Below are 26,245 nucleotides of genomic sequence, written 5' to 3'. Positions count from 1 at the left end.
ATGACTGCCCGCCCCCTGCCCGCACGCCACCGATCCCTGGTGGTCGGACTCCGTGCCGCCGGCGCCCTGGTTCTTGCCATGGTGCTGGCCTCGTGCAGCCTCCTCAACGGCGGCGACCGCAACCAGGAGACGGCCACCGCCAAGGCTGATCCTTCCATCGTGGCCTCTGCCCCGTCCGGGCTGGAGCAGTTTTACTCCCAGGAAGTGGTGTGGGAGCCCTGCGAGAATGAGTTCCAGTGCGCCAAGGTGACGGTGCCCATGGATTACGAGGATCCCAAGGGCGCGACGATCCAGATTGCCGCGCTGAGGGCTCCCAGCACCGGCCGGAAAACCGGGAGCCTGCTGGTGAATCCCGGCGGCCCCGGCGCCTCCGGTTACGACTTCGTCAAGGACGCGGCCGGCACCCACTTCTCGCAGACGGTCCGCGACGCCTACGACCTGGTGGGCTTCGACCCCCGCGGTGTTAAGCGCTCTTCTCCGGTGACCTGCTTGACCGATGCCGAGCGGGACGCGGCCCGGGCAAAGATCTACGATCTTGAAACGGATGTTGGCCTGGCGGTTGCCCGGGCGGACAACAAGGCGATCGCGGACCAGTGCGTCGAGCAGACCGGCGAGGTGCTGGCGCATATCGATACGCAGAACGCCGCAAAGGACCTGGATATCCTCCGGGCAGTGGTCAACGACAAGCAGCTGAACTACCTGGGCTACTCCTACGGGACGTTCCTGGGTTCCACGTATGCTTCCCTTTTCCCGGACAACGTGGGACGCATGGTGCTCGATGGTGCCCTGGATCCTTCCATCAGCAACGAGGAGCTGACCAGCGGCCAGGCCCGGGCCTTTGAGAAGGCCATCCGCGCGTATGTTGCGAGCTGCCAGCAGCAGGAGGGGTGCCCGTTGAGCGGGGACGTCGACTCCGGCGTGCAGCAGATCCGCGACCTTATCGCCGCTGTGCAGCAGACGCCGCGCACGGCCAAGGACGGCAGGACCGTCAACGCCACGATGTTCGTCAGCGGACTCATCACCCCGCTCTACAACGACCAGAGCTGGCCGGCCCTGACCCAGGCCCTGGACGCGGCAATGACCGGGGACGTCAGCCTGATGCTGCGCCTGGCCGACCTCGGTGCCGACCGGTCGTCCAACGGCACTTACTCGTCCAATTCGACCTTCGCCTTTAACGCGATCAACTGCCTGGACTACCCCATGGAGTCCGACCCCGCCGCGATGCGGGCGGAGCAGCAGCGCCTGATGCAGGAATCGCCCACACTGGGGTACTTTTTCGCGTACGGCGGCACCAGCTGCTCCGACTGGCCCTACAAGAACGTCCGGACCCCGGCACCGGTGGAGTACACCGGCGATTCCCCGATCGTGGTCATTGGCACCACCGGCGATCCCGCCACCCCCGTCGAATGGGCCGCGTCGCTGCGGAAGCAGCTCGGAAATGCCACGCTGATGACGTGGGAAGGTGAAGGCCATACCGCCTACGGACGGTCCAACAGCTGCATCGAGGATCCGGTGGACAGGTACCTAGTGAGCGGCGAAGTGCCGGCCGACAACACGGTGTGCTGAACGCCTCAGCTGCTGGAGGGTGTCCCATTTTGACCCGGGCGCGGGGATTCTATTACAGTTGACTCTTGCATGAAGCGCCCGGTTTTCCCGGGGATTTCATGCGGTGCTTCCTTAGCTCAGTCGGTAGAGCGTTTCACTCGTAATGAAAAGGTCATCAGTTCGATTCTGATAGGAAGCTCGGGATAAACCCCCTATTGCCCCTAGTTTTAGGGCTTTGGGGGGTTTTTCGCTGGTTAAGCGGCGTCATTGGCCGAGTGCAGGGCGTCAGGCGTGCCGCCGATTCCCAAAGCGATCAGAATCCCGACCGGTACCGTCCTCACCCTTCGCCCTCAGCAGTCGTAGGCTACTGGGTAGGCTGGCACTGAAAGGCCGGCCTCGGGTCCCGAAGGGAACGACGAGTGGACAGTACTGCTGGTATCTGGTTCTTGAGTGGCGCTGAGCGGGAACATGCAGCCACTAACGTGCACGCCGGCGGGTCCGGCTCACCGGCCTGGTCCGAGGGAAACCTCGTTCGGCCCCTGATTCACGGCGCCACCTACTTCGCCCGGCTGCATGAGGAGTTGTCGGCCCTTCAAGCGGGAGACCGTGTCTGGTTCACCGACTGGCGCGGCGATGGCGACGAGCGGCTGACGCCGGACGGGCCGGCGATCGGTGAGTTGCTGGCGGGATTAGCCCGGGCGGGGGTGGAAGTGCGGGGCCTGGTCTGGAGGTCCCACGGGGAGCGCGTGTCTGCCCCCATGAGCAACCTGTCCAACGAGCACCTCAGCCGCCAGATCAATGACGCCGGCGGCGAGGTGCTGCTGGATCAGCGGGTGCGCCTCTTCGGCTGCCACCACCAGAAACTCTTCGTCATCCGCAACCGTAATGACCCTTCGCGCGACGTCGCGTTCGTGGGCGGAATCGACCTTTCCCACAGCCGCCGGGACGACGCCGACCACGGCGGCGACCCCCAGGCGGTAGACATGGATCCCCGGTACGGGAAACAACCTCCGTGGCACGATGCCGCCCTCGAACTGCACGGCCCGGTTGTGGCAGATGTGCTACAGCTGTTCGCGGAACGGTGGGATGACCCGCATCCCCTGGACCGGCGCACACCCTACAGGATGCTGCTGCAGCGCCTGGCCGATATGCCCCGGCACCCCGAACCCCTGCCGGAGACTGCACCGCCGCCACCACCGGCAGGCCCCCACGCCGTGCAGCTGCTGCGCACCTACGGCGTGAAGCATCCGCCGTTCCCGTTCGCACCTGGCGGCGAGCGAAGCGTTGCCCTGGCCTACACAAAGGCTTTCTCCCTGGCCCGCTCCCTGATCTACATCGAGGACCAGTACCTCTGGTCGGCAGAGGTGGCAGCCGGCATCGCCTCGGCCCTGGAACGGAACCCCGGGTTAAAGGTGATCGCCGTCGTGCCCCGCTACCCGGACTCCGACGGTCCGCTGGGAGGGCCGCCCAAGCGGCTGGGGCAACTGCGTGCCATCGAAACGATAAGCCGGGCTGCGCCGGACCGATTCGGCGTGTTCAATCTGGAAAACAGAGCCGGAACCCCAATCTATATCCATGCCAAAATCTGCATCATCGACGACACCTGGTTCACCTGCGGATCGGACAACTTCAACCGCCGGTCCTGGACCACCGACAGTGAGCTCACCTGCGCCGTCATCGACACCTCTGCCCCTGGCCGGGATGCGCCCGCCACAGGCGCGGACCCCGGCGCTTCCCGGCCGCTGGCCTACGCGCTCCGGCGCCAGCTCTGGGCTGAACACCTTGGCCTGGACCAGAACGACCCGCAGCTCCATGCCCCGGAGGATGGGCTCAAACTGTGGAACGCCGCCGCGGACGCCCTTGACGGTTGGCACGAAGCCGGCCGCCGCCAGCCCCGTCCCAACGGGCATGTGCGGCACCACACCACCAAACCCGTGCCGCGACTTCAGCGTCTCTGGGCGGAGCCTGCAAACCGCTTCTTCGTGGACCCGGACGGGCGCCCCCGCCGGCTGCGCGGCACCACCCGGTTCTAGTGGCTGCTAGGCTACGCGGGCGGCCGCTGGGGCCGCACTGAAAAAACTGGGGGATCTCATGCCTGCAAAAACCATGCTCCGGCTCTCGGCCTGCGGGGCAGCAGCAGCTGCATTGATGGGCGCCGTGGCCGCGCCGGCCACGGCGGCCAGCACCGAGGGCACCACATTCACAATCCGTGATACGTGCACCGAGCTGGCACCTGAGGTAACAACATGCAGCGCCATGACCGAACGCCGTATCGAAGTCCATACACCGTCGGGGATCACGATATTCCAGGGCTACCGCGAGTATTCAGATGCCACCACGTACCCGGGCGGGTCGCACACGTCTGAGGAGACGCGCAGGTACCTTGTCGTTTACACGTCGTCGGTGGAGGTGCCGGATGGCATCTACTACCTCGACCCCCAGGTGACGCGGGTTGATGGTTCAGACGTTCTGTCCTACTCGGATGGGTTGACCTGCGTCCTGGATACCAACTTCGTGGAGGCGAACGTCTCCGGCGGCTACAACCACAGCACCGGCTCCTGCACCACCAGCTGATTGGCTGTGACCAGGCGAAGGCCCGTCCAACACCATTTGGATGGGCCTTCGGCGCAGCAAGGGGCAGAAGGCCGGGCCGGAGGACTGCCTGGCGGGCCGGCAGGGCCTGGCGAAACGGCAACTGATGAAGGTGCCGCCTAAGATGGCGAACATGGAAGAGCAGGCCCTGGCAGACATCGCGAACGGGCTGTACGCCGCGCCTTTGGAGGACTTTGTGGCGGCCCGGACGGCTGCAGCAAAGGAAGCCGCCGGGAAGGACAAAGAGCTGGGCGCCGCCGTCAAAGGGCTTCCCAAGCCGTCGGTTGCGGCCTGGGCCGTGAACATGCTCGCCCTGCACCAGCCCGAGGTCCTCGACGGACTGGCTGACCTCGGCTCCCGGATGCGCGCCGCGCAGGCCGCACTCGACGCACCGTCGCTCCGCGAACTGGGCCGGGAGCGCCGCACCATGCTGGCCGCCGCCGTCGACACCGCCAAATCGGTGGTCCAGCAGCAGGGACGCGCCATCAGCGAAACCATTGCCGGGGATGTCGAAGAAACCCTTCGGGCCCTGACGGCCGACGCAGGGGCCGCGGCTGCCGTCCGAAGCGGGCGCCTTGTGAAGACTCTGTCGGCGGATGGCGTGGGCGCCGCCGACCTCGAAGGGGCGGTGGCGGTTCCCGGGGCGCTTCCTGCTGCCCCGCCGGACGCTCCCCCGGCCGCGACCCCGGCCCGGAAACCGGCACCGACAGCCGACAAGAAGCAACGCACGACGGCGGAGCGCCCCTCCCAGCCCAAGGCAACCAAACCGCGGCTTGAGGCAGTCCGGCAGACGCCCCGGCCGGCGTCCCCGCCGGCGCTGGAAAAGGCCCAGGCAGCCCTGGCGGAAGCCCGGGAGGAGGAGGCCAGGACGAACGAACTGGCCCGGGAACTGCAGGAGCAGGCGGAACAAACCAGGACGGACATTGCCGCCCTGCAGCGGGAAACAGCCGAACTCCGTGACCGGTTGAAGGCCGCGGAGGAAGAGCTGGAGCGCTCCCGCAGGCGGCTCACCACCACGGCTGCCGAGGCAAAGCAGGCTGCACGGGCAGCGGACAAAGCCGGGCGGACGGCCATGCTGGCGCAGGAGCGGGTCCTCCGGCTGGGCAACACGCGGGGCTGATTCCGGGAATTGTCAGACCCCTCTTGCACACTGGATTTATGGAAAACCAACCCGTACAGGAATTTCACGTCACCTACTTCGATGCCGACTGCGGCCGGTCCAGGGCTGAAATTTTCGACACCCTGGCAGAGGCGCAGCGGTTCGCCAACAGGCACTGCTCCGGCGAGGACAGCTGGGCTGTCATCGATACTGTCAGCGTGGAGCACATCAAGATCGCTGCCTGACCGTCCCCGGGAGGTTACGGCTTAAAGCAGGAACCCGCACTGCCCGAATCAGGCAGTGCGGGTCCATACCGCTTATTGCAACGGTGCCCTATTGCAGGGACGTCGCCTACGCGAAGTCGGAAACCGCCGGGTCCGGGCCGATGCGGCCTTCACCGTTACCGGTGCGGTCCAGGGCGTTGATGGCCTCAACGTCCTCGGCGTCCAGGGAGACCTCCAGCGCCGCGAAGTTTTCACGGATCCGTGACTCGGTGACTGACTTGGGGATCACCACGTTGCCGATGGCGAGGTGCCAGGCGATGACCACCTGGGCGGGGGTGGCCTGGTGCTTGGCGGCGATTCGCGCCACCGTTGCGTCCTCGAGCAGCTCACCGCCCTGCCCCAGCGGCGACCACGCCTGCGTCAGGATGCCCTTCGAGGCCCCGAATTCGCGCAGCTCACGCTGGCTGAAGTACGGGTGCAGCTCGATCTGGTGAATGGCCGGGACTACACCTGTTTCATCGATCAAACGCTGCAGGCCTTCCGCGGTGAAGTTGGAAACGCCGATGGACTTGACCCGGCCGCGCTTCTGGAGTTCGATCAGCGCCTTCCAGGTGTCCACGTACTTGTCCTGCTTGGGCTGCATCCAGTGGATGAGGTACAGGTCCAGGGTCTCCAGGCCAAGCCTGTCCATCGATTCCTCGAAGGCAGCCAGGGTCGACTCGTAGCCCTGGTCCGAGTTCCACAGTTTGGTGGTGATGAAGATCTGCTCCGGGGACAGGCCGGAGCTGGCGATGGCACGTCCCACTCCCGCTTCGTTGCCGTAGATCTTTGCGGTGTCGATGTGGCGGAAGCCGGCTTCGAACGCCTGGCGGACTACCTTTTCAGCCACTCCGTCGTCAACCTGCCACACGCCGTAGCCGAGCTGGGGAATCGTGTTTCCGTCATTGAAAGTCAGTGTAGGTGAAGAAGTCATGGAATTATCCTGCCAAACAATCCGCCCTGCGCCGGGGCATTCGGGCCCCGCTAAGCCACACGCTTAACGGGGAATTTCCCGGCTTAACGGGGAATATTCCGGCCGGTGCAGCTAGGAGGCCTCCTCATGGAGGTGCCTCTCGGCGTCGGACACCTGCTGGTAAACGGCCTCCGCACGGCGGCGCACGGACGCGGCCCCTACCGGCACGGGCCCCACGGCGAGCCGCAGCATTGCGGCCGCTTCAGCGGTGGTGGCCAGCGAATTGCCCGCCTTGGACAACGCCCGGTGAACGCCGGAAAGGGCAGCCGGGATGTCCAGCCCCTCGCTGGGTGAGCGGCGCTGCGCTTCCACGCAGATAGCCCTCACCCGGTCCAGGAGCGCGGCCAGTTCGTTGGCGATCTCCACCAGCTCCTCGTACAGCTGGTCGTCCTCCACGCCTTCGAGCACCTGGTGGAAGCGGTCCAGTCCCCGATGGAAGCGGTCGTGCGCCCGGCGCCACAACCCCTTCCCCAGTTCCGCGTCGTCCTTGCGCCCCTGCCTGGCAGCGCTGAAAAAGCCCAAGCGCAACCTACAGATACTGTCCGGGACCGTGGTCCGGGTCGTTCTGCTGCCCCGGGCGTCCCGGAGCGCCTGGGCGGGGACCGGCGGGCGCGCGCTGGGGCTCGCCGTTCTCGCCGATCACCACGCCCGGGGCGATCATTGTGCCAGGCGGAAGCTGGCGCAACTGCATCTGCGCGGCTGCGTGCTCGCGGGCTGCGTGCTGGGCTGCGATGGCCGTCTGGATGCCGTGGAACAGGCCTTCCAGCCAGCCAACCAGCTGCGCCTGGGCAATGCGGAGCTCTGCGTCGGAGGGTGTGGCCTCGTCCGAGAAGGGAAGGCTGATCCGGTCCAGTTCCTCCACCAGCTCGGGCGCCAGCCCGTCTTCCAGCTCCTTGATGGAGCGCTCATGGATTTCGGCGAGCCTGCCCCGGGCGGCGTCATCCAGCGGAGCGGACTTCACCTCCTCCAGGAGCTGCCGGATCATGGTGCCGATCCGCATTACCTTGGCTGGTTCGTCCACCAGGTCCTGCAGGCTGCTGCCCTTGGGCTTGGTGCCGTCCGGCTGGGCCGCCGGTACCGGCGGCTGGCTGTCGTCGATGGTGGTGCCTTCTACCGGGAGGTCCTCAGGTGCCTGAGTGTCTTTCGGATCGCTCATGCGTTCATACTCTCACGAGGAATCCGTCCGAACGCCACTCGATGAAGCCGCCGGACGGTTGTCCGCTGCGGGCTCAATCAGCAGCACCTGCCCTGCGGGTTGGCGTCCTGGCGGTCTGTCCGGTCGCGCCAGAACTCCCGCTCATTGAGTGGCGGTTCCTTGTGGCCGGCCTCCGTGTGGTGTTCGAGGTATTTGCTGTAGGCGTCAGCACCCATGACTCCGCCCATATACCGCGCGAACCCCTTGAACCCGTTGGAGAGCGCTGCAAGTCCGGTGCTCATCAGTGGTGTCCTGCCCGTTCGAAGCGCAGGTTGGCCGGAACCTTTTCCCATTCGGCCAGCAGCTCACGCTCGGCACGGGTGGGAATGAGCCCGGCGGGAGCGAAGACGCGCGACGGGAGGGCCGGGTCTTCGTTGTCCTTGGTGGGAACGCCGGCCGCCCTGTTCCGGAACGCCCGGACGGTGGCGAGCAACGCCGTCGCAATGACAATGATGCTCAGGACCACGAAGATCACCGAGAGCCAGCCCTGGATGGCGGTATTGCGAACCACGGCCTCCATGGCCACTACGGTCTTGGCGCTGCCGAACTCGGTCTTCCCCTCGGCAAGGGCCTTGCTGAAGGCGGCGTTGTTGGCGAAGTAGCCTACGGCGGGGGTCGGGGAGAAGATCTTCTGGTAGCTCGCGGTGATGGTGACCACCGCGGCGAAGGCCAGCGGCAGCGCGACGATCCACAGGTACTTGAAGGTTCCGCGCTTGGCTGCGATGGCCAGGCACACGGACAGGGCGATGGCCGCCAGCAGCTGGTTGGCGATGCCGAACAGCGGGAACAGTGTATTGATGCCGCCCAGCGGATCGGTCACGCCCATCAGCAGCACCGCGCCCCAGGCACCCACCATGATCGCCGTGCAGAGCCAGGCCCCGGGCCGCCAGGAGGCTTCCTTGAACTTGGGGACGAAGTTGCCGATGGAGTCCTGCAGCATGAACCGCGCCACGCGCGTGCCGGCGTCCACTGCCGTCAGGATGAACAGGGCTTCGAACATGATGGCGAAGTGGTACCAGAACGCCATCATGGCGGTGCCGCCAATGAACTGCTGCATGATGTGTGCGAGGCCCACGGCGAGGGTGGGAGCGCCGCCGGTGCGCGAGACGATGCTTTCCTCGCCCACGTTGGCTGCCGTCTGGGACAGGAATTCCGGAGTGAGGTTCACGCCGCTCAGGCCCAGGCTGTTGACCCACGTGGCGGCCGTTTCCACTGTTCCGCCCGTCAGTGCGGTGGGCGAGTTCATGGCGAAGTACAGGCCACGGTCAATCGAGATGGCGGCAACCAGGGCCATGATGGCCACGAACGATTCCATCAGCATTCCGCCGTAGCCGATGAAGCGCGTCTGGCGTTCCTTCTCCACAAGTTTTGGCGTGGTGCCGGAGGAGATGAGGGCGTGGAAGCCGGAAAGCGCGCCACAGGCGATGGTGACGAAGAGGAAGGGGAAGAGCGATCCGGGGAACACCGGCCCGTTGTCCCTGCTGGCGAATTCGCTGAAGGCCGGCACGGTGATCTCCGGGCGGACAACGATGATGGCCAGCGCGAGCATCACGATCACGCCGATTTTCATGAACGTGGAGAGGTAGTCCCGGGGAGCCAGGAGCAGCCACACGGGCAGGATCGCGGCGATGAAGCCGTACACGATCAGGCCCCAGGCGATGGTCACCTTGTCCAGGCTGAAGATGTCCGCGCCCCACGGGGTTTCTGCCACGATGCCGCCGCCGATGATTGCCGCCATCAGCAGCACGAAACCGATCAGTGAAACCTCCATCACCTTGCCGGGCCGGAGGTAGCGAAGGTAGATGCCCATGAACAGGGCGATGGGGATGGTCAGGCTGACGGAGAACACGCCCCACGGGCTTTCACCCAGGGCATTCACGACGACGAGCGCGAGGATGGCGACGATGATCACCATGATGAGCAGGGTGGCGATGAGGGCCGCAGTGCCGCCGATGACGCCGAGTTCCTCACGGGCCATCTGGCCCAGGGAACGTCCGCCCCGACGCATCGAGAAGAACATCACCAGGTAGTCCTGCACGGCGCCGGCGAGAACGACGCCGATGATGATCCAGATGGTGCCGGGAAGGTAGCCCATCTGGGCTGCAAGCACGGGGCCAACCAGGGGCCCGGCCCCGGCTATGGCGGCAAAGTGGTGGCCGAACAGGACGTTGCGGTCCGTCCGGACATAATCCTTGCCGTCGGCCTTGTACTCGGCGGGGGTGGCCCGGCGGTCATCCGGCCGGGTGATGTACCGCTCGATCACCTTGGAATAGAAACGGTAGCCAATCAGGTAGGTGCACACCGATGCGAATACGAACCAGATCGCATTGACGGTCTCCCCGCGGATGATGGCGAGCATGAACCAGGCCACGCCGCCGAGCAGGGCGATGGCGGCCCACAAGGCGATTTTGCCGGGCGTCCACTTCCTCTCCTCTGCCTCCCGGGCATTCTCATCCACGGCGGCAGGGGGAAGGGCCTGATCTGTGGCCACAGCACCCTCCCTCCGGAATGAACCGTTCCGATCATCAGGCGTTCCGGCCATGTCTCCTCCTTGAGTGGATGCAGGTCTCCCCTTACTAAGGCACCTTACCAACGCCGGTTGCAGATGGGGATGGGTTGCGCCGCCCGCCGCCGGCCGGTGCGGCGAACGGCAGCCACGGGGCGCCGAACGACCCCGCCGGTGTGTGGTTCTGCCCTAGCCAACCAGCCCTCGGCGGGACATCGGGAGCACAGCCCGCGTACAGATCCACGCGAGCGCCGATCCCGTGAGCGGGACGGCCAGCACGAGCGCCAGCAGGTGCAGCCAGGGGATCTCCACGGCTGTCCGCATATCCGTCGAGGCCACAATAAGCACCGCGGGCACCGCCCCGGCGATGGTACCGAGAGCGGCCCCAAGACCGGAGGTGAGCAGTGCCTGCGCCGCAGCGAGCCCCTTCCGAAGACGGGGTGAGGCCCCCACTCCGGCAAGGGTCATATGGTCGTTCCGGGCGTCAGCCAGTGCCAGGCCGGTGGTGATGCCGGCGGCGCTGAGAGTTATCACTGCGCTGGCAGCCACGATCAACCAGAACATCCACTGGTTGTCCTGTGAGACTCCCGGCTCCGCCCAGAACCCGGCACCTGGCTGCTTGTAAACAGCTGCCACCGCCGCGGCCGCCGCGTCAGCTTCGGCGGCTGAGGGCTGCCGGTCCAGCTGGACCAGCAGCTCGGCCGGTTCAGCCCGCAAGTCCAACCGTTCCGCCGTCTCCGGCGAAATGACCCCGTAGTAGGGAACGGCTTCAGCAGGTTCCACAACCACTGCAGGCAACGCGGAGCTACTGACGGTGTCGTGGGTGAGGGAAGGGTCCGACGCCGATTCATTCCAGGTGCGCACGTCCTGGCCCAGCAGGACGGTTGTGCCGTCCCGGACAAAAACGGGATTGGTGACCACCATGCCCCCTGCGTCCAGAACCGCCAAAGCCTCAGGACCGGCTTCCCTGCCCAGGACTGCCCTGATCTCATCCGCTCCACCCACGACTACCGCCCGGTGGGAGCCTGACCACTGGGCGAGCGCTCCCTGGCAGCGCCAGTCGGCCGGATCCTTGATGCGGCGCTGCGGGGTCATGGCGCACTCGTTGCCCTCAGGCCTGGCCAGTGAATACTGCAGGCAGTTGGAGGTTGCCGTCCGCGCCGGCGTTTCGGGGCTGGGAAGCGGCCCGTCGCCGCAATTCCGGGGGTAGGCGGGCGCAGTGATGACCTGGGTCCAGGCGACGGTGCCGATGGCGCGCTCCACGGCGGCAGAAAGCTCGGCTGGATCCACTTCCACAGGCGGTTGCGTGCTCCCATCGGCTGATAAGGGCTGGTCCAGGGACAGCGGCAGGAAGGTCTGGTTTTCCAGCGCGCTCCACGAGTGGTTGTCCCGCATCCAGGTTTGTTGGGTGGCCGACAGCACCAGGCCGGCGCTGGCCAGCGTGGCCGCGGCCAGCACCGCGGCCACTGCCGGGACGGTCCGTCCGCGGTTTCGGGCCGAGTCCCGGGCCGCCATCCTGAGGGGCAGGGACAACCATTGCGTCCGGGATGTCAGGCGGACGATCAGCCAACCCGTCAGCAGCACCAGCGCAGCCACGGCCAGCACTGCCCCGCCGATCAGCAGCGTGGCCACCAGTGGAAGCTGTTCTGCCTGCCGGTCCGGGTCCTTCGCTGACTGGCCCAGCAGCCAGCCGGCTGCCAGCAGCCCAACGGCCGCCACCAGCAGCACCGCCCCCGTGATACTCGTCCGCTTTCCGTTCCCGGCGGGAGCGCGCCCGGACTTGAGGGCACCGAGCACTGCCTGACGGGCTACCTGGCCGGCAGGAGCCACCGCGGCGAGGATGCAGGCGGCCAGCCCCATGAGCATTGCAACCGACGTCAGCAGTATGTCCGGGTGCAGTCCTGCCAGCCGGGCCGAGCCGGTGGACCGGACCCAGAGTACGACGACGGCTGCCGCCCCGAGTCCCAGGCCTGCGCCTGCCATGACGGCAATGGCACCGAGCCACAAGCCGGCCGCCGTTACGACGGCACGGACAGTGGGCGTCTCAGCCCCCGATGCAGCCAACAGCGCGAGTTCCCGCACTTGCCTCTTGGCGCCCACCGCGAAGGCCGCACCGGCAAGCAGGCCAACCTCCAGGAGGGCAAGGGCTCCGAGCAGGCCGAAGGAGGCGTAGAGGGTCAGCGCTTCCGTCGACTCGTACCTGGGCTGTGCACCACTGACCACCCGCTGGTCCAGGGGCGGTGGATCAAGCACTACGCTGCGGGACAGCACCGCGACCCCCTGGCGGTTGGCCGCCCGGACCTGCTGCCAGCTGACGGGCTCCGGTCCCACCAGGTAGTAGGACACCGACTGGGGCAGCTCACGCTCCCGGCCCAGGACAGCAGGCGCCACTTGCCCGGGCTGAACGTACAGGAAGCTGTTGTTGTCGGAGGCGTCCGCGTCACGAAGGGTGCCCACCGGCACAAAAATTCCTGCCGACGTCGTAAATTCCTCCCCGAGCTGCAAGTGGAAGCGTTCCAGCAGCCCACGCGATACCAGGACTTCCTGGCTGGATTCGGGAGCGCGGCCATCGAGGAGGGTGAACTTGCCTGTGAACGCGGGATTCAGCGCGTCCACCTGCACGCCGTTCAGCGACACCAACGCTTCCCCAACGGTGGTGGTGAGCTGCAGTTGGCGCATCGGCAGCACATCGTAGCCTTCGGGAAGCAATTCTTCAGGCGGCGTGGCGATGAAGTCGGGGTCCACGTTCCCTGTGCTGGATGCCACCACGACGTCGTTCAGCGGGTCCTGGATTGATTCGGCGTTGACTGACGCCAAGGCACTGAACCGGGCCTGCGCGTTGCCCAGTTCGTATCGGACGATCTCCCCGGGAGTGCGCTGCGAGCTCTGGTACAACGTGGCAGCCCCGGTCATCCCGGCCACCGGCAGCATGATCAGCAGCACGATCAGGAACGACCGTCCCCGGTGCCGCCGGATGTCCCGCCGGGCCATCCGAAGGGCAACCCGGAAACTGCTCCGGCGCCCTCCCGGCGCCGGAGTGAGGTCCAGGGGCATCAGTGGCCGGCCTGCGAGAGCAGCAGTGCAGGATCGTGCATGGCGGTCGCCTGGTCCACGATCCGCCCGTCGCGGAGGAACACCACCCGGTCGGCCCAGGCCGCGTGCCTCGCCTCGTGGGTGACCAGCATAACGGCGGCCCCTGCGTCAGCCCGCGAGCGCAGCACCTCCATGACGCCTTGGCCCGTGGTCGAATCCAGCGCGCCCGTTGGCTCGTCGGCAAGGATCAGGCGCCGCTTCCCCACCACGGCTCGCGCGATGGCCACCCGCTGCTGCTGGCCACCGGACATCTGGTCCATGAAGCGGTCCGCGAGTTCCGGAATTCCCACCTGGCGGAGGGCATCCGCCGCCTGCCTCTGGGCCTTCTTCGAAGCGGTGCCGTCCAGTTCCAGGGGCAGCGCCACGTTTTCGGCGGCGGTCAGCGTGGGAACCAGGTTGAAGTCCTGGAAAACGTATCCCACCGCACGCCGGCGCAGCCGGGCCAGCTCATTGAGACCCAACGCGGCCAGGGGGGTTGACTCCACAAAGACCGCGCCCGACGTCGGCCGGTCCAGTCCCCCGGCCAGGGCAAGGAGCGAGGACTTTCCCGAGCCCGACGGTCCCATAACCGCAACAAACTCGCCAGCGCTGATGGCAAGGTCCACGTCCCGAAGCGCGGCCACCGCCGTCGCGCCTTCCCCGAACGTCCTGCTGACCTTGGCGAGTTCCAGGACCTGCTGCGGCCCCCGGACGCTCACCGGCGGCTGTCCGCGTTGAGCGGGGTGGCGTCTTCCGTGACCCCGTTGGACGTTTTGCGTGCCGCACCCGTGCCGGCTGACTGCGCCTGCTGGACCATCCGGGCCTCGCAGAGGTCCAGCCAGCGGACCTCCGCTTCCGTTTGGAAGATCAGGGAGTCAAGGACCAGCAGCCAAGCCGTATCACCGCTGCGCTGGCTGGCCGCCGTGTCCCTGCGGGCTTTGGTGTAGTCCTGCAGCGACCTGATTGACGCCACCCGCTGTGCCTGGATGATCGACTGGACGTCCACCCCCGGGAGGGTGACGGCGAGCGCCAGCTTGATGGCGAGCTCGTTCCGCGGCGGGTTGGCGCGCTCCACCGGCGCCGCGAACCAGCTCTGCACCTCCGCCTTGCCCGCGGCCGTGATGCTGTACACCACGTGGCCCTCGCCGTCGTCGCCCTCCTTGGCAACGAGGCCGTCCCGCTCGAGCCGGTCCAACGTGGTGTACACCTGACCGATGTTAAGCGGCCAGGTGGCCCCGGTCCGGTTTTCGAACTCGACCCGCAGCTGGTAGCCGTAACGCGGCTGGTCCTGCAACAGGGCGAGGAGGCTGTGACGGATGGACATGCTGCTCCTTCGGCTGGTTACCGCCGGTATGCACGGACCCCCAAGACCCGTGCATACCGCGTATGCCTCGAAGCCTAGCCGAGCCCGCGCCGCAGCACAATACTGAGTATCTACTGGCTACATCAGGAGGAGGATCTTGCCTACGTGGTCCCCGCTGTCAAAGTAACGGTGCGCGGCCTGCACCTGGTCCAGCGGGAACGTCTTCGCCACCAGCGGGCGGATCCGCCCGTCCGTGACCAGCGGCCATACGGCGTCCCTGACCGCGTTCATGATGGCGCCCTTTTCCTCAACGGGCCGGGGCCGGAGCGCCGTGGCCACCAGTGCGGCGCGCTTCTTCAGGAGTTGCCCCAGGTCCAGTTCCCCCTTGGTGCCGCCCTGCAGGCCGATGACCACCAGGCGGCCGTAGTCTGCCAGGGCATCCACATTCTGCTGGAGGTACTTGGCTCCGACGACGTCGAGGATCACGTCCGCGCCTTTTCCGCCGTTCTGCCGGCGGAGGCTTTCCGGAAAATCCTCCTCGGCGTAGTTGATGGCAATGTCCGCGCCCAGGAAGGCTTTCGCGGTGCTGACTTTTTCATCAGTTCCTGCCGTGGTGGCCACCTTGGCGCCGAAAGCCTTGGCGAGCTGGATGGCCATGGTGCCGATTCCGCCGGTTGCACCGTGGATAAGGACCGTCTCACCCGGCTGCAGCTGGGCCGTCATGATCAGGTTGGAATAAACCGTGGCGGAAACCTCCGGCAGGGAAGCGGCCGTCACCAGGTCAACGCCGTCGGGCACGCGCAGCACCTGCTCTGCCGGGACCGCCACCTGCTGCGCATAGCCGCCGCCGGCCAGCAGCGCCACCACCTTGTCGCCCAGCGAGAAGGCCTTGGTAACCCCCGTGCCAAAGCCGGCGATCCGGCCGGAAACCTCCAGGCCCGGTATGTCCGACGCGCCGGGAGGCGGCGGGTAAAAGCCCCGCCGCTGCTGCACATCCGCGCGGTTCAGGCCGGCGGCAACCACATCGATCAGCACCTCGCCGGGACCCGGCACCGGCGCCTCCACCTCGCGGACCTCGAGGGCTTCCGGGCCGCCCGGTTCCGATATGTAGACGGCTTTCATAGACCACTTCCGTTCCTGACTGAATACTGGCTGCAACCAGTGTGCACCGGAAGCCTTCCGGGCTCTGTTTTGTTGCAGGCAAGTGCCTATGAAACACTACTAGTTGAGGAAGGTTGTCCGAGCGGCCGAAGGAGCTAGTCTTGAAAACTAGTGTGCGGTAACCCCGTACCAAGAGTTCGAATCTCTTACCTTCCGCAAAGAAGACCCCTGTCCGCCAGCATGCTGGCCGGCAGGGGTCCTTTGTTTTAAGCCTGGCCTTGTCCCTCGGGTGAGGCGCATCGATTCCGCCGGGCCGGCCGCACCTTTTCCGACCGCTTGTTGCCGCCCCGTAAATTCTTTGGACTTATCCGCGGCGCACCGCTTTTCTGGAAGCTACCGGCCGGTATTCTTTGTGATGACCGGCACATTTGGGGGAAGGCGCCGGCCATAAAACCAAAACCAGCAGCATCACCGGAACCGGGCTACGGGGGCTCCAGGCCGGTGGGCGGCACGTTCCGCTGGGGAACGTCCCACCGAATGCACGCTCTATCCACCCTGCGTTCATTCAGCGCTGTTGTGATGTGCCGGAAACCACTTGACCAGGAGCAGGGTCCGGGGCCACTTGTCCGTCGGTACAACCCGGACACACTCCATCGGGTCCCCCACCGGGACACCCTTATGAAAGTAAGAGCGGATGCATCAAACACCTTGGAAACTAGCGCTGGGAACAGCCCTGTCCGCGGGGCTCATCGCAGCTCCCCTGGCAGTTGTCCCGGCGGCCGCGGAGGTCTCAGCCGCGGCAGGCAGCTCGCCCGTTGTGATCAACGAGGCCTACCTCAGCGGCGGCAGCAGCGGCGCCGCGTACAGGAACAAATTCGTGGAGCTCTACAACACCTCTGACGTTGCGGTACCCCTGGACGGCTGGTCGTTGCAGTACCGCTCCGCCACCGGCACTGCCGCACCAACCAGTGTGGCCCCGCTTTCCGGGTCCATCCCGGCCAAGGGCCACTACCTGGTGCAGGGCGGAAGCAACGGGACCAACGGCGCCGACTTGCCGGGCCCCGACCTCGTGGCGGGCGCCCTCAACGTCAGCGGCAGCGGAGGTACCCTCGTCCTCGCAAGGCAGCCAACCGCCGTCCGACTTTCCACCGGTTCGCAGGTGGAGCCCGCCGGCGTGGCCGACCTCCTCGGCTATGGCACGTCCAACACCTACGAGACCGTGGCAGCCGCCGCCCCCGCGGGCAACAGTGACGTCAAGAGCCTCAACAGGACCGGCGGAGCGGACACCAACAGCAACACTGCAGACTTCACACTCAGCGCCGCCATCACCCCCACTCCCTCCGGCGGAACTGCCCCCGACCCCGGTCCCACGCCCCAACCGACCCCCGATCCGGTCCTCAAGGCCATCGCCGACATCCAAGGAACCGGTGCCGGAAGCCCGCTGGTGGGCGCCACTGTCACCACCACCGGCAAAGTTACTGCGGCGTTCCCCACCGGCGGGCTGAACGGCTACTACATCCAGACGGCCGGCACCGGCGGAGACCTTCCGGCCACCACCCATGCCGCATCGGACGGCATCTTCGTCTACTCCCCCGCCACGGTAGCCTCCGTCCGGATTGGTGACTACGTGCAGGTGACCGGCACGGTGGCCGAGTACTACGGGATGACGCAGCTGAATGTCACCGCCGCCGCAGGGCTGGCCAAGCTGACCGAAGCTGCCCCTGAGGTGAAGCCGACCATTTTCACGTTGCCGGCCAACGAGACGTTCCGGGAATCCCTCGAAGGAATGCTCCTGGCACCCCAGGGGCCATTGACCGTCACTGACAACTACAGCCTCAACCAGTACGGCGAGATCGGCCTGGCAGGAGGCACCACTCCCCTGGTCCAGCCCACCGCGGTGGCGCCGTTCGGCACGCCGGAGCATGCCGCCGTCGTGGCCGAAAACGCCGCCCGCGGCATCAAGCTCGATGACGGCTCCAGCACCAACTTCCTGCGGGACGCAGCCACCAAAGCAACGGTCCTGCCGTATCTGACCACGGAAGACCCCGTCCGCGTGGGTTCCCCCGCGACGTTCACCACCAACGTGGTCCTGGGCTACGCCAACAACGCCTGGAAGCTCCAGCCGCTGACGCACCTGACCGGCACCAACAAGGCCACCGTCCAGCCGGCGGGCTTCGGTGCCACCCGGACGGACGCCCCGGCTGCGGTGGGCGGCAATGTGAAGATTGCTTCCTTCAACGTGCTCAACTATTTCCCCACCACGGGCGACGTCCTGGCCGGATGCACGTTCTACGAGGACCGTGACGGCAACCCGATCACGGTCAGTGGCGGCTGCGACGCCCGCGGGGCAGCCAACGCCGAGAACTTCCAGCGGCAGCAGGACAAGATTGTGTCCGCCATTACCAAGGCGGGCGCAGATGTTGTCACCCTGATGGAAATCGAAAACTCAGCACAGTTCGGCAAGAACCGCGACGATGCCCTGTCCAAGCTCGTGGACGCCCTGAACACCGCCACCCCCGGCATCTGGGACTACGTTCGCTCGCCCGCCAACGCACCCCCGCTCAGCGACGAGGACATGATCCGTACCGCCTTCATCTACAAGAAGGCCGTGGCCGAACCGGTGGGCGAATCGATCATCCACAATGACACGGTTGCCTTCGCAAGTGCCCGCAAACCGTTGGCCCAGGTGTTCAAGCCCGTGGGCGGCGGCGCCGGCACCGAATTCATCGCCATCGCCAACCACTTCAAGTCCAAAGGATCGGCTGCAACCCCGGACGACACGGACAAGGGGCAGGGCGCCTCAAACCTGGCCCGTACCGCCCAGGCCAGGTCACTGCTGGATTTCGCCACCTCCCTGCAGTCCGCCAAGGGCACGGACAAGGTGTTCCTGATCGGCGACTTCAACGCGTATGGCAAGGAAGACCCCATCAACGTCTTCACATCCGCGGGATACGTCAACCAGGACGACAAGGCGCGCAACGCCGACGGTTCTGCCAAGCATTCCTACCTTTTCGGCGGGATGGTTGGCTCCCTCGACCACATCCTGGCCTCCCCTGCCGCCAATGCCGTGGTCACGGGTGCGGACATCTGGAACATCAACTCCGTGGAGTCCGTGGCGCTGGAGTACAGCCGCTACAACAACAACGTCACCAACTACTACGCGCCGGACCAGTTCCGGGCCAGCGACCATGATCCGGTGGTGGTGGGCCTGAACCTGACTTCTGCGCCTGCCACGGTGGACCTGAACTTCCTGGGCATCAACGACTTCCACGGCCGGATCGATACCAATACGGTCCAGTTCGCAGGAACCATCGAAAAGCTCCGCGCGTCCGCAGCCCCGGGTGCCACAGCGTTCCTTGCGGCCGGTGACAACATCGGTGCCTCGCTGTTTGCCTCCGCTGTCGCCAAGGACCAGCCCACCATCGACGTGCTCAACGCCCTGGAGCTGCGGGCATCCGCCGTGGGCAACCACGAGTTCGACGGCGGCTGGGCGGATCTGCGGGACCGCATCATCGCGGGTGGCAGCAACGCGAAGTTCCCCTATCTGGGAGCCAACGTGTACCGGAAGGGCACCACGGAGCCCGTGCTGCCGGAGTTCACGGTGCTGGAACTGAACGGCATCAAAGTGGCGGTAATCGGCACCGTCACCCAGGAGGTCCCCACGCTGGTGACCCCCGCCGGCGTCGCCGACCTCGAGTTCGGTGACCCCGTGGACGCCATCAACCGCGCGGCCGCCAGGATCACGGCGGAAAACCTTGCCGACGTGATCATTGTGGAAAACCACGACGGCGCCGGCTCGGGAGTTGTGGAAGGTGCCACACTGGAGGAGGAAGTCGCTGCCGGCGGCCCCTTCGCCAAACTGGTCACCGAAACATCCGCCGACGTGGACGCCATCTTCACCGGCCACACGCACAAGGAATACGCGTGGGATGCCCCTGTTCCGGGCACTGAAGGCAAGACACGCCCCATCGTGCAGACCGGCAACTACGGCGAGAACGTGGGGCAGATCCAGCTCACCGTCGACACCGCCACCAAGCAGGTCACCGCGTACAAGGCCGGCAACGTCAAGCGCACCAGCGACGCCGCTGCCGACCTCATTGCCGCCTACCCGCGGGTTGCCGCCGTGGACACGATCGTCCAAAAGGCCCTGGCTGACGCCGCGGTCATCGGCAACCAGCCCGTAGGCACCGTCACTGCGGACATCACCACCGCTTTCACCACGGACGCCACCGGCGCAGCCAAGCGCGACGACCGCGCCAGCGAATCCACGCTGGGCAACCTGGTGGCCGACTCCCTGCTGGATTCGCTGAAGCCAACCGAGCTGGGTGGTGCGGAAATCGGCGTGGTCAACCCGGGCGGGCTGCGAAACGAGCTCTATTACGCACCTGACGGCACCATCACCTACGCCGAAGCCAACGCGGTGCTTCCGTTCGTCAATAACCTGTGGACCACGTCGTTGACGGGAGCCCAGCTCAAGACGTTGCTGGAGCAGCAATGGCAGACCAACGCGGACGGCACGGTTCCCAGCCGCGCCTACCTCCAGTTGGGCTTGTCCAAGAACGTGAACTACACCTACGACGCGGCCCGCGCGGCGGGTGACCGCATCACGTCGGTTCGTGTCAACGGAGAGCTGCTGGATCCGGCGAAGTCCTACCGGGTGGGCACGTTCAGCTTCCTTGCAACCGGCGGTGACAACTTCCGGATCTTTACGGAGGGCACCAACACCCGTGACTCAGGACTGGTGGACCGGGACGCCTGGATCGGCTACCTGCAAAAGACCAGTCCCGTTTCACCGGACTTCGCCCGGCGTTCAGTGGCGGTCACCAACACGACGCCCACCGAGGTCAAGCCCGGTGAAGCCGTGGCGCTCACGGTCTCCAAGCTGGACCTGACGTCGCTCGGCAGCCCGGTCAACACCGCGTTGTCGGCCGTGTTCACCGACTCGGCAGGTACTGTCACGCAGCTGGGCACGGTGCCCGTCACTGCGGGTACTGCCGACGTCAGCCTCGCGGTTCCCGCAGGCGCGGCCGCCGGCCCGGCCACGCTGGTGCTTACGGCAGCCGAATCCGGCACGGCAGTTACCGTGGACGTGCAGGTGGCTGCAGGCGGCAGCGTCCCGCCAGTCTGCACGGCGCCCGAAAAGCCCACCAGGTGGTACGACGTCCTGGGCTGGATCCGCTACGGAATCGCCTGGCTGCAGTACCAGGCCTGCCTCCGCGGCTAATGGCTGACGGCTGATGCCGGACTTCCGCCCGGCATCAGCCAGCCCATAAACCAACGCTCTCTCACATATTGCAGGTTTTCGCCCAACGCTCTTTCGCCCCGGTGAGAGAGCGTTGGCCGTTAAGGCGCCAAAGGTGATGAGCGTTGGGCATTCGAGCGCCAAAGCTGATAGAGCGTTGGGGGTTTAGGCGCCAGAGGTGATAGAGCGTTGGGCGTTTGGCTGCAGGACGTGAGAGAGCGTCCGGGTGGGGGGTCAGGAACCCAGGATGGCGGCGGCGATCTCGTCGGCGTCCCGGAGTGTCCGCTGGCCGCTGCGGTACACCGGCCCGCCGGGCTGGACCGCTTCGGCGGCAATGGCGGTCCCCCACTGGGTGGAGGACAGCTGCAGGCCCAGCACGTACAGGCCCTCGGTGACGGACCCGTTCGCCGCGACCGGGCGGTACGGGTGCGGCACCACGTCCAGGCCCGTGGACTGCACCGGCGCGCCTTCCGCCGTCATCATGAGCCGGGGCCGGACCGCGCCGTCGGCCAGGAGCTGCTCCAGCAGAGGCGAGTCGTTGGCCGAGACCCTGTTGCCTGGCGCGAGCGCCTCCACCATGGTGGGGGCCGACACCGGGGCTCCACCCACCCACGGCGAAGACGCCGTGAACATGCGGTTCCGGCGGTCAACACTGAACTTGGGGTCCGGGCCCACAAAGCTGACAACTCCGGCACGGGCAAGGGCCGCCAACTGCTCTGAGCGCAACGCCGGCGGCCCGCTGGCCAGGCCTTCCACGAAGGACTCGAACCAGCCACGCAGCCCGGCCACCCACGATTCATCGGTGATGCCGCCGTCGGCCACCGCCGTCTTGAGGACCGCCCGTCCGTGATGGAGAGCGCCGATGGCCATCTTGACGGGATCGTCCTCCCCCAGGGCGGAACGGCGGGCATCGTCCAGCAGGTACTCCACCACCGCGGCATCAAGTTCTGTACGCGAGCCAAAAGTACGCCCGGCCAGCGGCGCCGCGAGTCCGGGGAGGTCCAGCCGGTGCCGGGGCCCCACGTGGATGGCGAGCACGCTCTCCACGCTGTCCTCCCAGTTGGCCGCACTGTGGGCGTGGGGATGCAGCGCCTCGTCCAGGGCGGCAAGGAAGGCGGCGGTATCCGGGACGGCGCCGGGCTGCGAGCGCACCAGGGTGGAGTAGTAGGCCCAGAGGGTGTCACGGTGCAGCAGGGGCCACAGATCGTGGTCGAACCCGGGCCGGATGCCGGCCTTGCGGAAGCGCTCCAGCGCTGCTTCGGTGAAGTACCGGAGGGTCACTGAGCGCGGGTAGTAGCCTTCCAGCGCTGCCTTGGCACGGTACGGGGTTCCGCGCCGGGACGCGGCGATGATGAGCGGCTCCTGGCCGGACGGTTCATACTCCAGCCGTCCGCCGCTGGTGACGAACTTTCCGCCGCGGCCCTCGGTGAGCTGCACCATGGTGTCGAAGAAGTTCAGGCCCATGCCGCGGACCAGGACCGGTTCGCCCGCCGGGATCTGTGACCAGTCCACGTCGGCCGGCACAGCCGGCGGCAGATACCGCAAGCCCAGCTGTCCGGCGGAGGCCTGGAGTTCCCGCTGTTCCGGGTTCAGCCGGGACGGGATGTGGCCAAGCGCCAGGACCACTGAATGGGCGCGGAGGGTAGCGCCGGTGGCCAGGCCGACGTCGAACGTGCCGTCCCCTGAGGGGCGCACCGACAAGGCGGTCGCTTCGTGGAAGTCGATAGTGACGCCGTCGGGCGCTTTGTCCAGCAGATCCGCCAGGGTGCAGCGAAGGTACCTGCCATACAGGGCGCGGCTGGGAAAATCGTTGGCACCCAGCACGGCAAGTTCGGCCCGCTCGTCCGCTGTCAGGAGCGGGAGCGGGTGGTGCTGCTGCCGGGCACGCCACTGCTCAAAGGTGGTGCCGGCCACCGGCGCCGGAAGTGACGGGTCCTCCGGAATCAGCGTGGGGTAAAAAGACTGGGTGTTCATCAGGAACAGCCGCGACTGCTCCGGCTGCCAGACATGCCCGGAGCCGGCCGGGTAGGGGTCGATCACGTCGATGTGGAGCCTGATGGCGCCGCCCGTCGTCCCGGCTGCGTTCAACGCGGCGGCGTTGTGTGCGGCGGCGTGGGCGAGCAGGCGTTCCAGCACGCTGGTGCCGCGCGGTCCGGCACCAATGATGGCTGTCCGGATGCTCTGCGTTATTTCCACGGCATCCAGAGTACGGGCTGAGAACCAAGTCTGCGCTGCACGCTTGACTTGCCAGCCCCCAGGGATGTTGTTTGGATGGGGCGCATGACCACCACTGCAGCTGATTCAGCGTCCGTCCCAGGTTCCGGCCAGGCCACCCCCGGCAGCTCGCCTGCGGGCATCGTACCCGAGCCTACGGATGAGAATGTCTGGCTCGAAGACATCTACGGCGAAGAGCAGCTTGCCTGGGTCAAGGAGCAAAACTCCCGCACCGAGGACCTGCTCGAGGACGCCGACTACGTGGAACTGGAGGGCAGGATCCTCGAGGTCCTGGACTCCACGGACCGCATCGCCATGGTGGGTAAGCGCGGGGACTGGTACTACAACTTCTGGAAGGACCAGCAGAACCCCAAGGGCTTGTGGCGCCGCACCACCTGGGAGAGCTACTGCACTGATTCGCCCGAGTGGGACATCCTGCTGGACGTGGACGCGCTGGCCGCCGCCGAGGACGAGGAGTGGGTGTTCCACGGCGCAACGTTCCTACGGCCCGCTCCCGGCGAGCCATACCGGCTGGCCCTGCTGGCGCTCTCCCCCGACGGCGGCGACGCCAACCGCTACCGCGAATACGACGTCGAGGCACGCGGCTTCGTGGACCCGGCCCGCGGCGGCTTTGACCTGCCGACGGCGAAGGGCAACGTGTCCTGGCTCGACGCGGATACGCTGCTGGTCGCCTCCACCGCCGACGGGCTCCCCAAGACTGCCTCTTCCTACGCACGGACCGCGGTGACCCTCAAGCGCGGCGCAGGACTGCCCGGCGCACCCCGGCTCTTCGAGGTCCCCGAGGACCACATGATGGCGGTGGTGGCGCACGACTCCACCCCCGGCTTCGAACGCACCTTTGCCGTGGACTACATCGACTTCTTCAACCGCACCAACCTGGTGCTGCGGGACGGGGAGTGGGTGGCGATCGATGTCCCCACCGATGTCAATGTCAGCGCCCACCGGGAATGGCTGCTGTTCCGCCCGCAGCAGGACTGGGTCCTGAACGGAACCACCTACCCCGCCGGATCGCTGCTGGCCGCCAACTTCGAGGACTACCTGGCCGGCGCCCGGAAGGTCCTGGTCCTGTTCACCCCGGATGCCAGCACCTCGCTGCAGTCCTGGAGCTGGACCCGGAACTTCCTGCTGCTCAACCTCCTCCAGGACGTCTCGTCCCAGATCCGGGTCCTTGACCCGTCCCGACCGGCTGAGGGAACCGACAGCCAGAACGGACCTGAAGGCGCGTGGGCGTCCGCTCCCCTGGATGCCTGCCCGCCCCTGCACGACGTCAACGCCTACGCCGTGGACGACGAGGACGAGGTTGCGGCCGACGGCGGTGCAGGCGACGACTTCTGGCTCGTCGCCACCGGGTTCACCACCCCCAGCACGCTGATGCGGGGCACGCTGGAACGCAACCACGGCGACGCCGGGACACCCGGCGTGGTGAGCCGGCATGCGGTGGTGAAGACGTCGCCGTCGTTCTTCGCCGACGGTGACTACGAAGTACAGCAGCACTTCGCCGTCTCCGACGACGGCACACGCGTCCCGTACTTCCAGGTGGCCGCGCGGAATCTGCCGCTTGACGGCCAGAACCCCACCCAGCTTTCCGGATACGGCGGGTTTGAGATTTCCCGTACGCCCTCCTACAGCGGCACCGTGGGCAGGGCCTGGCTGGAGCGCAGGACCACCGGCCTGCCGGGCGACGACGGCCAGACCCCGCACTCCCGCGGCGGCGTTTACGTGGTGGCCAACATCCGCGGCGGCGGTGAATACGGCCCGGCCTGGCACCGGGCAGCCCTCCAGGAGAACAGGCACAAGGCGTTCCAGGACTTTGCCGCCGTGGCCCGCGACCTCATCTCGCGCGGCGTCACGTCACGGGAACGGCTCGGCTGCGTGGGCGGCTCCAACGGCGGACTGCTGGTGGGAAACATGCTCACCCAGTACCCGGAACTCTTCGGCGCCGTTTCGTGCGGCGTTCCCCTGCTGGATATGCGCCGCTACACCAAGCTATCTGCCGGCCACTCCTGGATCGCGGAATACGGTGACCCCGACGTGCCGGAGCAGTGGGAGTACATCAGGACGTTCTCTCCCTACCACCTGCTCAAGGACGGGGTGGAGTATCCGGAAACGTTCATCTGGACGGCGACGTCGGATGACAGGGTGGGCCCCGTCCAGGCCCGCAAGATGGCTGCCCGAATGTTGGCCATGGGCATTCCCAACGTGTGGTTCCACGAAGCCCTGGAGGGTGGCCACGCCGGTGCATCGGACAACCGGCAGGCCGCCGCGCTGCAGGCCCGCAGCCAGCATTTCCTGTGGAAGGCGCTGGCTGGCGGGACCTCGTGACCCCGGAGTTGTCGGTACGGCAGGCTGTGGCAGGTGACGTGGAACGGCTGGCGGAGGTGCACCTCCGCTGCTGGCAGGAAACCTACCGGGGCATGCTGTCCGACGCGCACCTCGCAGCAGCGGACCCTGCCGACAGAGCGGCCATGTGGCGGGCGTTGCTGGACCGGCCGGAACCGGCCGAGGCATGGGTGGCGTGCGACGGCGGCACGATCGTTGGGTTCTCCGGCGTCCGGCATGTGCCGGCTGACGATCCCTGGCACGAGTCGCCGCCCCCGTCTTCCGGGGACCTTGAGTTGTGGGGGCTGTACCTGTTGGCCTCGCACCAGGGCCTCGGCCTGGGGCGGCGGCTGCTGGAGGCCGCCTTGGGCACCGCGGCCGCGTCACTCTGGGTGGCCGCGGACAACGGCAACGCCATCGCTTTCTACCGCAGGTTCGGCTTTGCACCGGACGGGGCGGAGGACGTGATTCCCAGTTGGGAGAACCTCCGGGAGATCCGGATGGTCCGCCCGGTGCAGCCCGCCTCCTGATGTTGCCCGCGTCCTGCCGCCATCTCCTGCGGCCGGCGGACAGCCGTTTTGCACTGCATGCCCCGATCTGCGTATCCTTGGTGGGCTAGGAATAGCAATTGGAGACGTGCCAGAGCGGCCGAATGGACTTCACTGCTAATGAAGGGTCGGGGTTAAACTCGACCGGGGGTTCAAATCCCCCCGTCTCCGCGTTTGGCCCCGGTTCCCGGACCGGGGCCTTTTGCGTTCCCGGTGGACTTGCGCGGCCTCATTTCCTGGGCTTGTTCGCAG

18 protein-coding genes and 3 tRNA genes are annotated in these 26,245 nt (G+C 66.7%); 11 read left to right on the top strand and 10 right to left on the bottom strand.

What is annotated here, in order from left to right; translation table 11 throughout:
* The 6 genes from DXK94_RS17740 (at position 1) to DXK94_RS17715 (ending at position 5,481) form a co-directional block, all read left to right on the top strand.
* Complete coding sequence (locus DXK94_RS17740) at positions 1 to 1,566, top strand: alpha/beta hydrolase (RefSeq protein ID WP_115525935.1); 1,566 nt, start codon at positions 1 to 3, stop codon at positions 1,564 to 1,566.
* 105 nt (positions 1,567 to 1,671) lie between these two features.
* A tRNA-Thr gene (locus tag DXK94_RS17735) sits at positions 1,672 to 1,744 on the top strand.
* A 220-nt stretch (positions 1,745 to 1,964) separates the two neighbouring features.
* Positions 1,965 to 3,578, top strand: a complete 1,614-nt coding sequence (locus DXK94_RS17730) for a phospholipase D-like domain-containing protein (protein ID WP_115525934.1) — start codon at positions 1,965 to 1,967, stop codon at positions 3,576 to 3,578.
* Positions 3,579 to 3,636: 58 nt separating this feature from the next.
* Positions 3,637 to 4,119 carry a hypothetical protein gene (locus DXK94_RS17725; RefSeq protein ID WP_115525933.1) on the top strand — a complete coding sequence of 161 codons (483 nt, stop codon included), beginning with the start codon at positions 3,637 to 3,639 and terminating at the stop codon, positions 4,117 to 4,119.
* A 142-nt stretch (positions 4,120 to 4,261) separates the two neighbouring features.
* On the top strand, positions 4,262 to 5,257 hold the full coding sequence (locus tag DXK94_RS17720; RefSeq protein WP_258868599.1) for a hypothetical protein: 996 nt from the start codon (positions 4,262 to 4,264) through the stop codon (positions 5,255 to 5,257).
* Positions 5,258 to 5,295: 38 nt separating this feature from the next.
* Positions 5,296 to 5,481 (top strand): hypothetical protein, encoded by a 186-nt coding sequence (locus tag DXK94_RS17715; RefSeq protein ID WP_079598291.1) that lies wholly within the window; start codon positions 5,296 to 5,298, stop codon positions 5,479 to 5,481.
* 106 nt (positions 5,482 to 5,587) lie between these two features.
* Here the strand turns inward: DXK94_RS17715 and DXK94_RS17710 are convergent, their stop codons facing one another.
* From DXK94_RS17710 to DXK94_RS17670, 9 genes are all read right to left on the bottom strand, one after another.
* Complete coding sequence (locus tag DXK94_RS17710) at positions 5,588 to 6,433, bottom strand: aldo/keto reductase (protein WP_079598292.1); 846 nt, start codon at positions 6,431 to 6,433, stop codon at positions 5,588 to 5,590.
* 111 nt (positions 6,434 to 6,544) lie between these two features.
* Positions 6,545 to 6,994: a hypothetical protein gene (locus DXK94_RS17705; RefSeq protein WP_115525954.1), complete on the bottom strand. Its 450-nt coding sequence runs from the start codon at positions 6,992 to 6,994 to the stop codon at positions 6,545 to 6,547.
* A gap of 7 nt (positions 6,995 to 7,001) precedes the next feature.
* Positions 7,002 to 7,628, bottom strand: coding sequence for a bacterial proteasome activator family protein (locus tag DXK94_RS17700; protein WP_079598293.1), 627 nt, complete (start codon positions 7,626 to 7,628; stop codon positions 7,002 to 7,004).
* Positions 7,629 to 7,705: 77 nt separating this feature from the next.
* Positions 7,706 to 7,909 carry a YbdD/YjiX family protein gene (locus DXK94_RS17695; protein ID WP_115525932.1) on the bottom strand — a complete coding sequence of 68 codons (204 nt, stop codon included), beginning with the start codon at positions 7,907 to 7,909 and terminating at the stop codon, positions 7,706 to 7,708.
* Positions 7,909 to 10,209 carry a carbon starvation CstA family protein gene (locus DXK94_RS17690; RefSeq protein ID WP_181884869.1) on the bottom strand — a complete coding sequence of 767 codons (2,301 nt, stop codon included), beginning with the start codon at positions 10,207 to 10,209 and terminating at the stop codon, positions 7,909 to 7,911. The genes DXK94_RS17695 and DXK94_RS17690 overlap by 1 nt, the downstream gene beginning before the upstream one ends.
* A 153-nt stretch (positions 10,210 to 10,362) precedes the next feature.
* Complete coding sequence (locus tag DXK94_RS17685; RefSeq protein ID WP_115525931.1) at positions 10,363 to 13,227, bottom strand: hypothetical protein; 2,865 nt, start codon at positions 13,225 to 13,227, stop codon at positions 10,363 to 10,365.
* Positions 13,227 to 13,964, bottom strand: coding sequence for an ABC transporter ATP-binding protein (locus DXK94_RS17680; protein WP_079598295.1), 738 nt, complete (start codon positions 13,962 to 13,964; stop codon positions 13,227 to 13,229). The genes DXK94_RS17685 and DXK94_RS17680 overlap by 1 nt, the downstream gene beginning before the upstream one ends.
* Positions 13,961 to 14,569: a PadR family transcriptional regulator gene (locus DXK94_RS17675; RefSeq protein ID WP_115525930.1), complete on the bottom strand. Its 609-nt coding sequence runs from the start codon at positions 14,567 to 14,569 to the stop codon at positions 13,961 to 13,963. Before DXK94_RS17675 ends, DXK94_RS17680 begins: the two co-directional genes overlap by 4 nt.
* A gap of 117 nt (positions 14,570 to 14,686) precedes the next feature.
* Entirely contained in the window at positions 14,687 to 15,670 is a 984-nt protein-coding gene (locus tag DXK94_RS17670; protein ID WP_115525929.1) for an NAD(P)H-quinone oxidoreductase, read from the bottom strand.
* A 107-nt stretch (positions 15,671 to 15,777) separates the two neighbouring features.
* Between DXK94_RS17670 and DXK94_RS17665 the strand changes: the two genes are divergently transcribed.
* A tRNA-Ser gene (locus DXK94_RS17665) sits at positions 15,778 to 15,865 on the top strand.
* Positions 15,866 to 16,343: 478 nt separating this feature from the next.
* On the top strand, positions 16,344 to 20,873 hold the full coding sequence (locus DXK94_RS17660; protein WP_115525928.1) for an ExeM/NucH family extracellular endonuclease: 4,530 nt from the start codon (positions 16,344 to 16,346) through the stop codon (positions 20,871 to 20,873).
* Between the two features lie 252 nt (positions 20,874 to 21,125).
* Here DXK94_RS17660 and DXK94_RS17655 read toward each other — a convergent pair whose 3' ends face one another.
* Positions 21,126 to 23,087, bottom strand: a complete 1,962-nt coding sequence (locus tag DXK94_RS17655; protein ID WP_115525927.1) for an FAD/NAD(P)-binding domain-containing protein — start codon at positions 23,085 to 23,087, stop codon at positions 21,126 to 21,128.
* 84 nt (positions 23,088 to 23,171) lie between these two features.
* Between DXK94_RS17655 and DXK94_RS17650 the strand changes: the two genes are divergently transcribed.
* The 3 genes from DXK94_RS17650 (at position 23,172) to DXK94_RS17640 (ending at position 26,164) form a co-directional block, all read left to right on the top strand.
* Positions 23,172 to 25,448, top strand: a complete 2,277-nt coding sequence (locus DXK94_RS17650; protein ID WP_115525926.1) for a prolyl oligopeptidase family protein — start codon at positions 23,172 to 23,174, stop codon at positions 25,446 to 25,448.
* Entirely contained in the window at positions 25,445 to 25,975 is a 531-nt protein-coding gene (locus tag DXK94_RS17645; protein WP_258868598.1) for a GNAT family N-acetyltransferase, read from the top strand. Before DXK94_RS17650 ends, DXK94_RS17645 begins: the two co-directional genes overlap by 4 nt.
* A 100-nt stretch (positions 25,976 to 26,075) precedes the next feature.
* Positions 26,076 to 26,164, top strand: a tRNA-Ser gene (locus DXK94_RS17640).
* Positions 26,165 to 26,245: the final 81 nt, after the last annotated feature.

Source organism: Arthrobacter sp. RT-1 (assembly GCF_003367205.1).
Classification (GTDB): Bacteria; Actinomycetota; Actinomycetes; order Actinomycetales; family Micrococcaceae; genus Arthrobacter.
This window is presented reverse-complemented; position numbering and strand designations above follow the sequence as displayed.

Coding starts and splice junctions, on each gene's coding strand:
- DXK94_RS17740 (WP_115525935.1), top strand. CDS start 1: ATGACTGCCCGCCCCCTGCCCGCACGCCACCGATCCCTGGTGGTCGGA.
- DXK94_RS17725 (WP_115525933.1), top strand. CDS start 3,637: ATGCCTGCAAAAACCATGCTCCGGCTCTCGGCCTGCGGGGCAGCAGCA.
- DXK94_RS17720 (WP_258868599.1), top strand. CDS start 4,262: ATGGCGAACATGGAAGAGCAGGCCCTGGCAGACATCGCGAACGGGCTG.
- DXK94_RS17715 (WP_079598291.1), top strand. CDS start 5,296: ATGGAAAACCAACCCGTACAGGAATTTCACGTCACCTACTTCGATGCC.
- DXK94_RS17710 (WP_079598292.1), bottom strand. CDS start 6,433: ATGACTTCTTCACCTACACTGACTTTCAATGACGGAAACACGATTCCC.
- DXK94_RS17700 (WP_079598293.1), bottom strand. CDS start 7,628: ATGAGCGATCCGAAAGACACTCAGGCACCTGAGGACCTCCCGGTAGAA.
- DXK94_RS17695 (WP_115525932.1), bottom strand. CDS start 7,909: ATGAGCACCGGACTTGCAGCGCTCTCCAACGGGTTCAAGGGGTTCGCG.
- DXK94_RS17690 (WP_181884869.1), bottom strand. CDS start 10,209: ATGGCCGGAACGCCTGATGATCGGAACGGTTCATTCCGGAGGGAGGGT.
- DXK94_RS17685 (WP_115525931.1), bottom strand. CDS start 13,227: ATGCCCCTGGACCTCACTCCGGCGCCGGGAGGGCGCCGGAGCAGTTTC.
- DXK94_RS17675 (WP_115525930.1), bottom strand. CDS start 14,569: ATGTCCATCCGTCACAGCCTCCTCGCCCTGTTGCAGGACCAGCCGCGT.
- DXK94_RS17670 (WP_115525929.1), bottom strand. CDS start 15,670: ATGAAAGCCGTCTACATATCGGAACCGGGCGGCCCGGAAGCCCTCGAG.
- DXK94_RS17660 (WP_115525928.1), top strand. CDS start 16,344: ATGCATCAAACACCTTGGAAACTAGCGCTGGGAACAGCCCTGTCCGCG.
- DXK94_RS17650 (WP_115525926.1), top strand. CDS start 23,172: ATGACCACCACTGCAGCTGATTCAGCGTCCGTCCCAGGTTCCGGCCAG.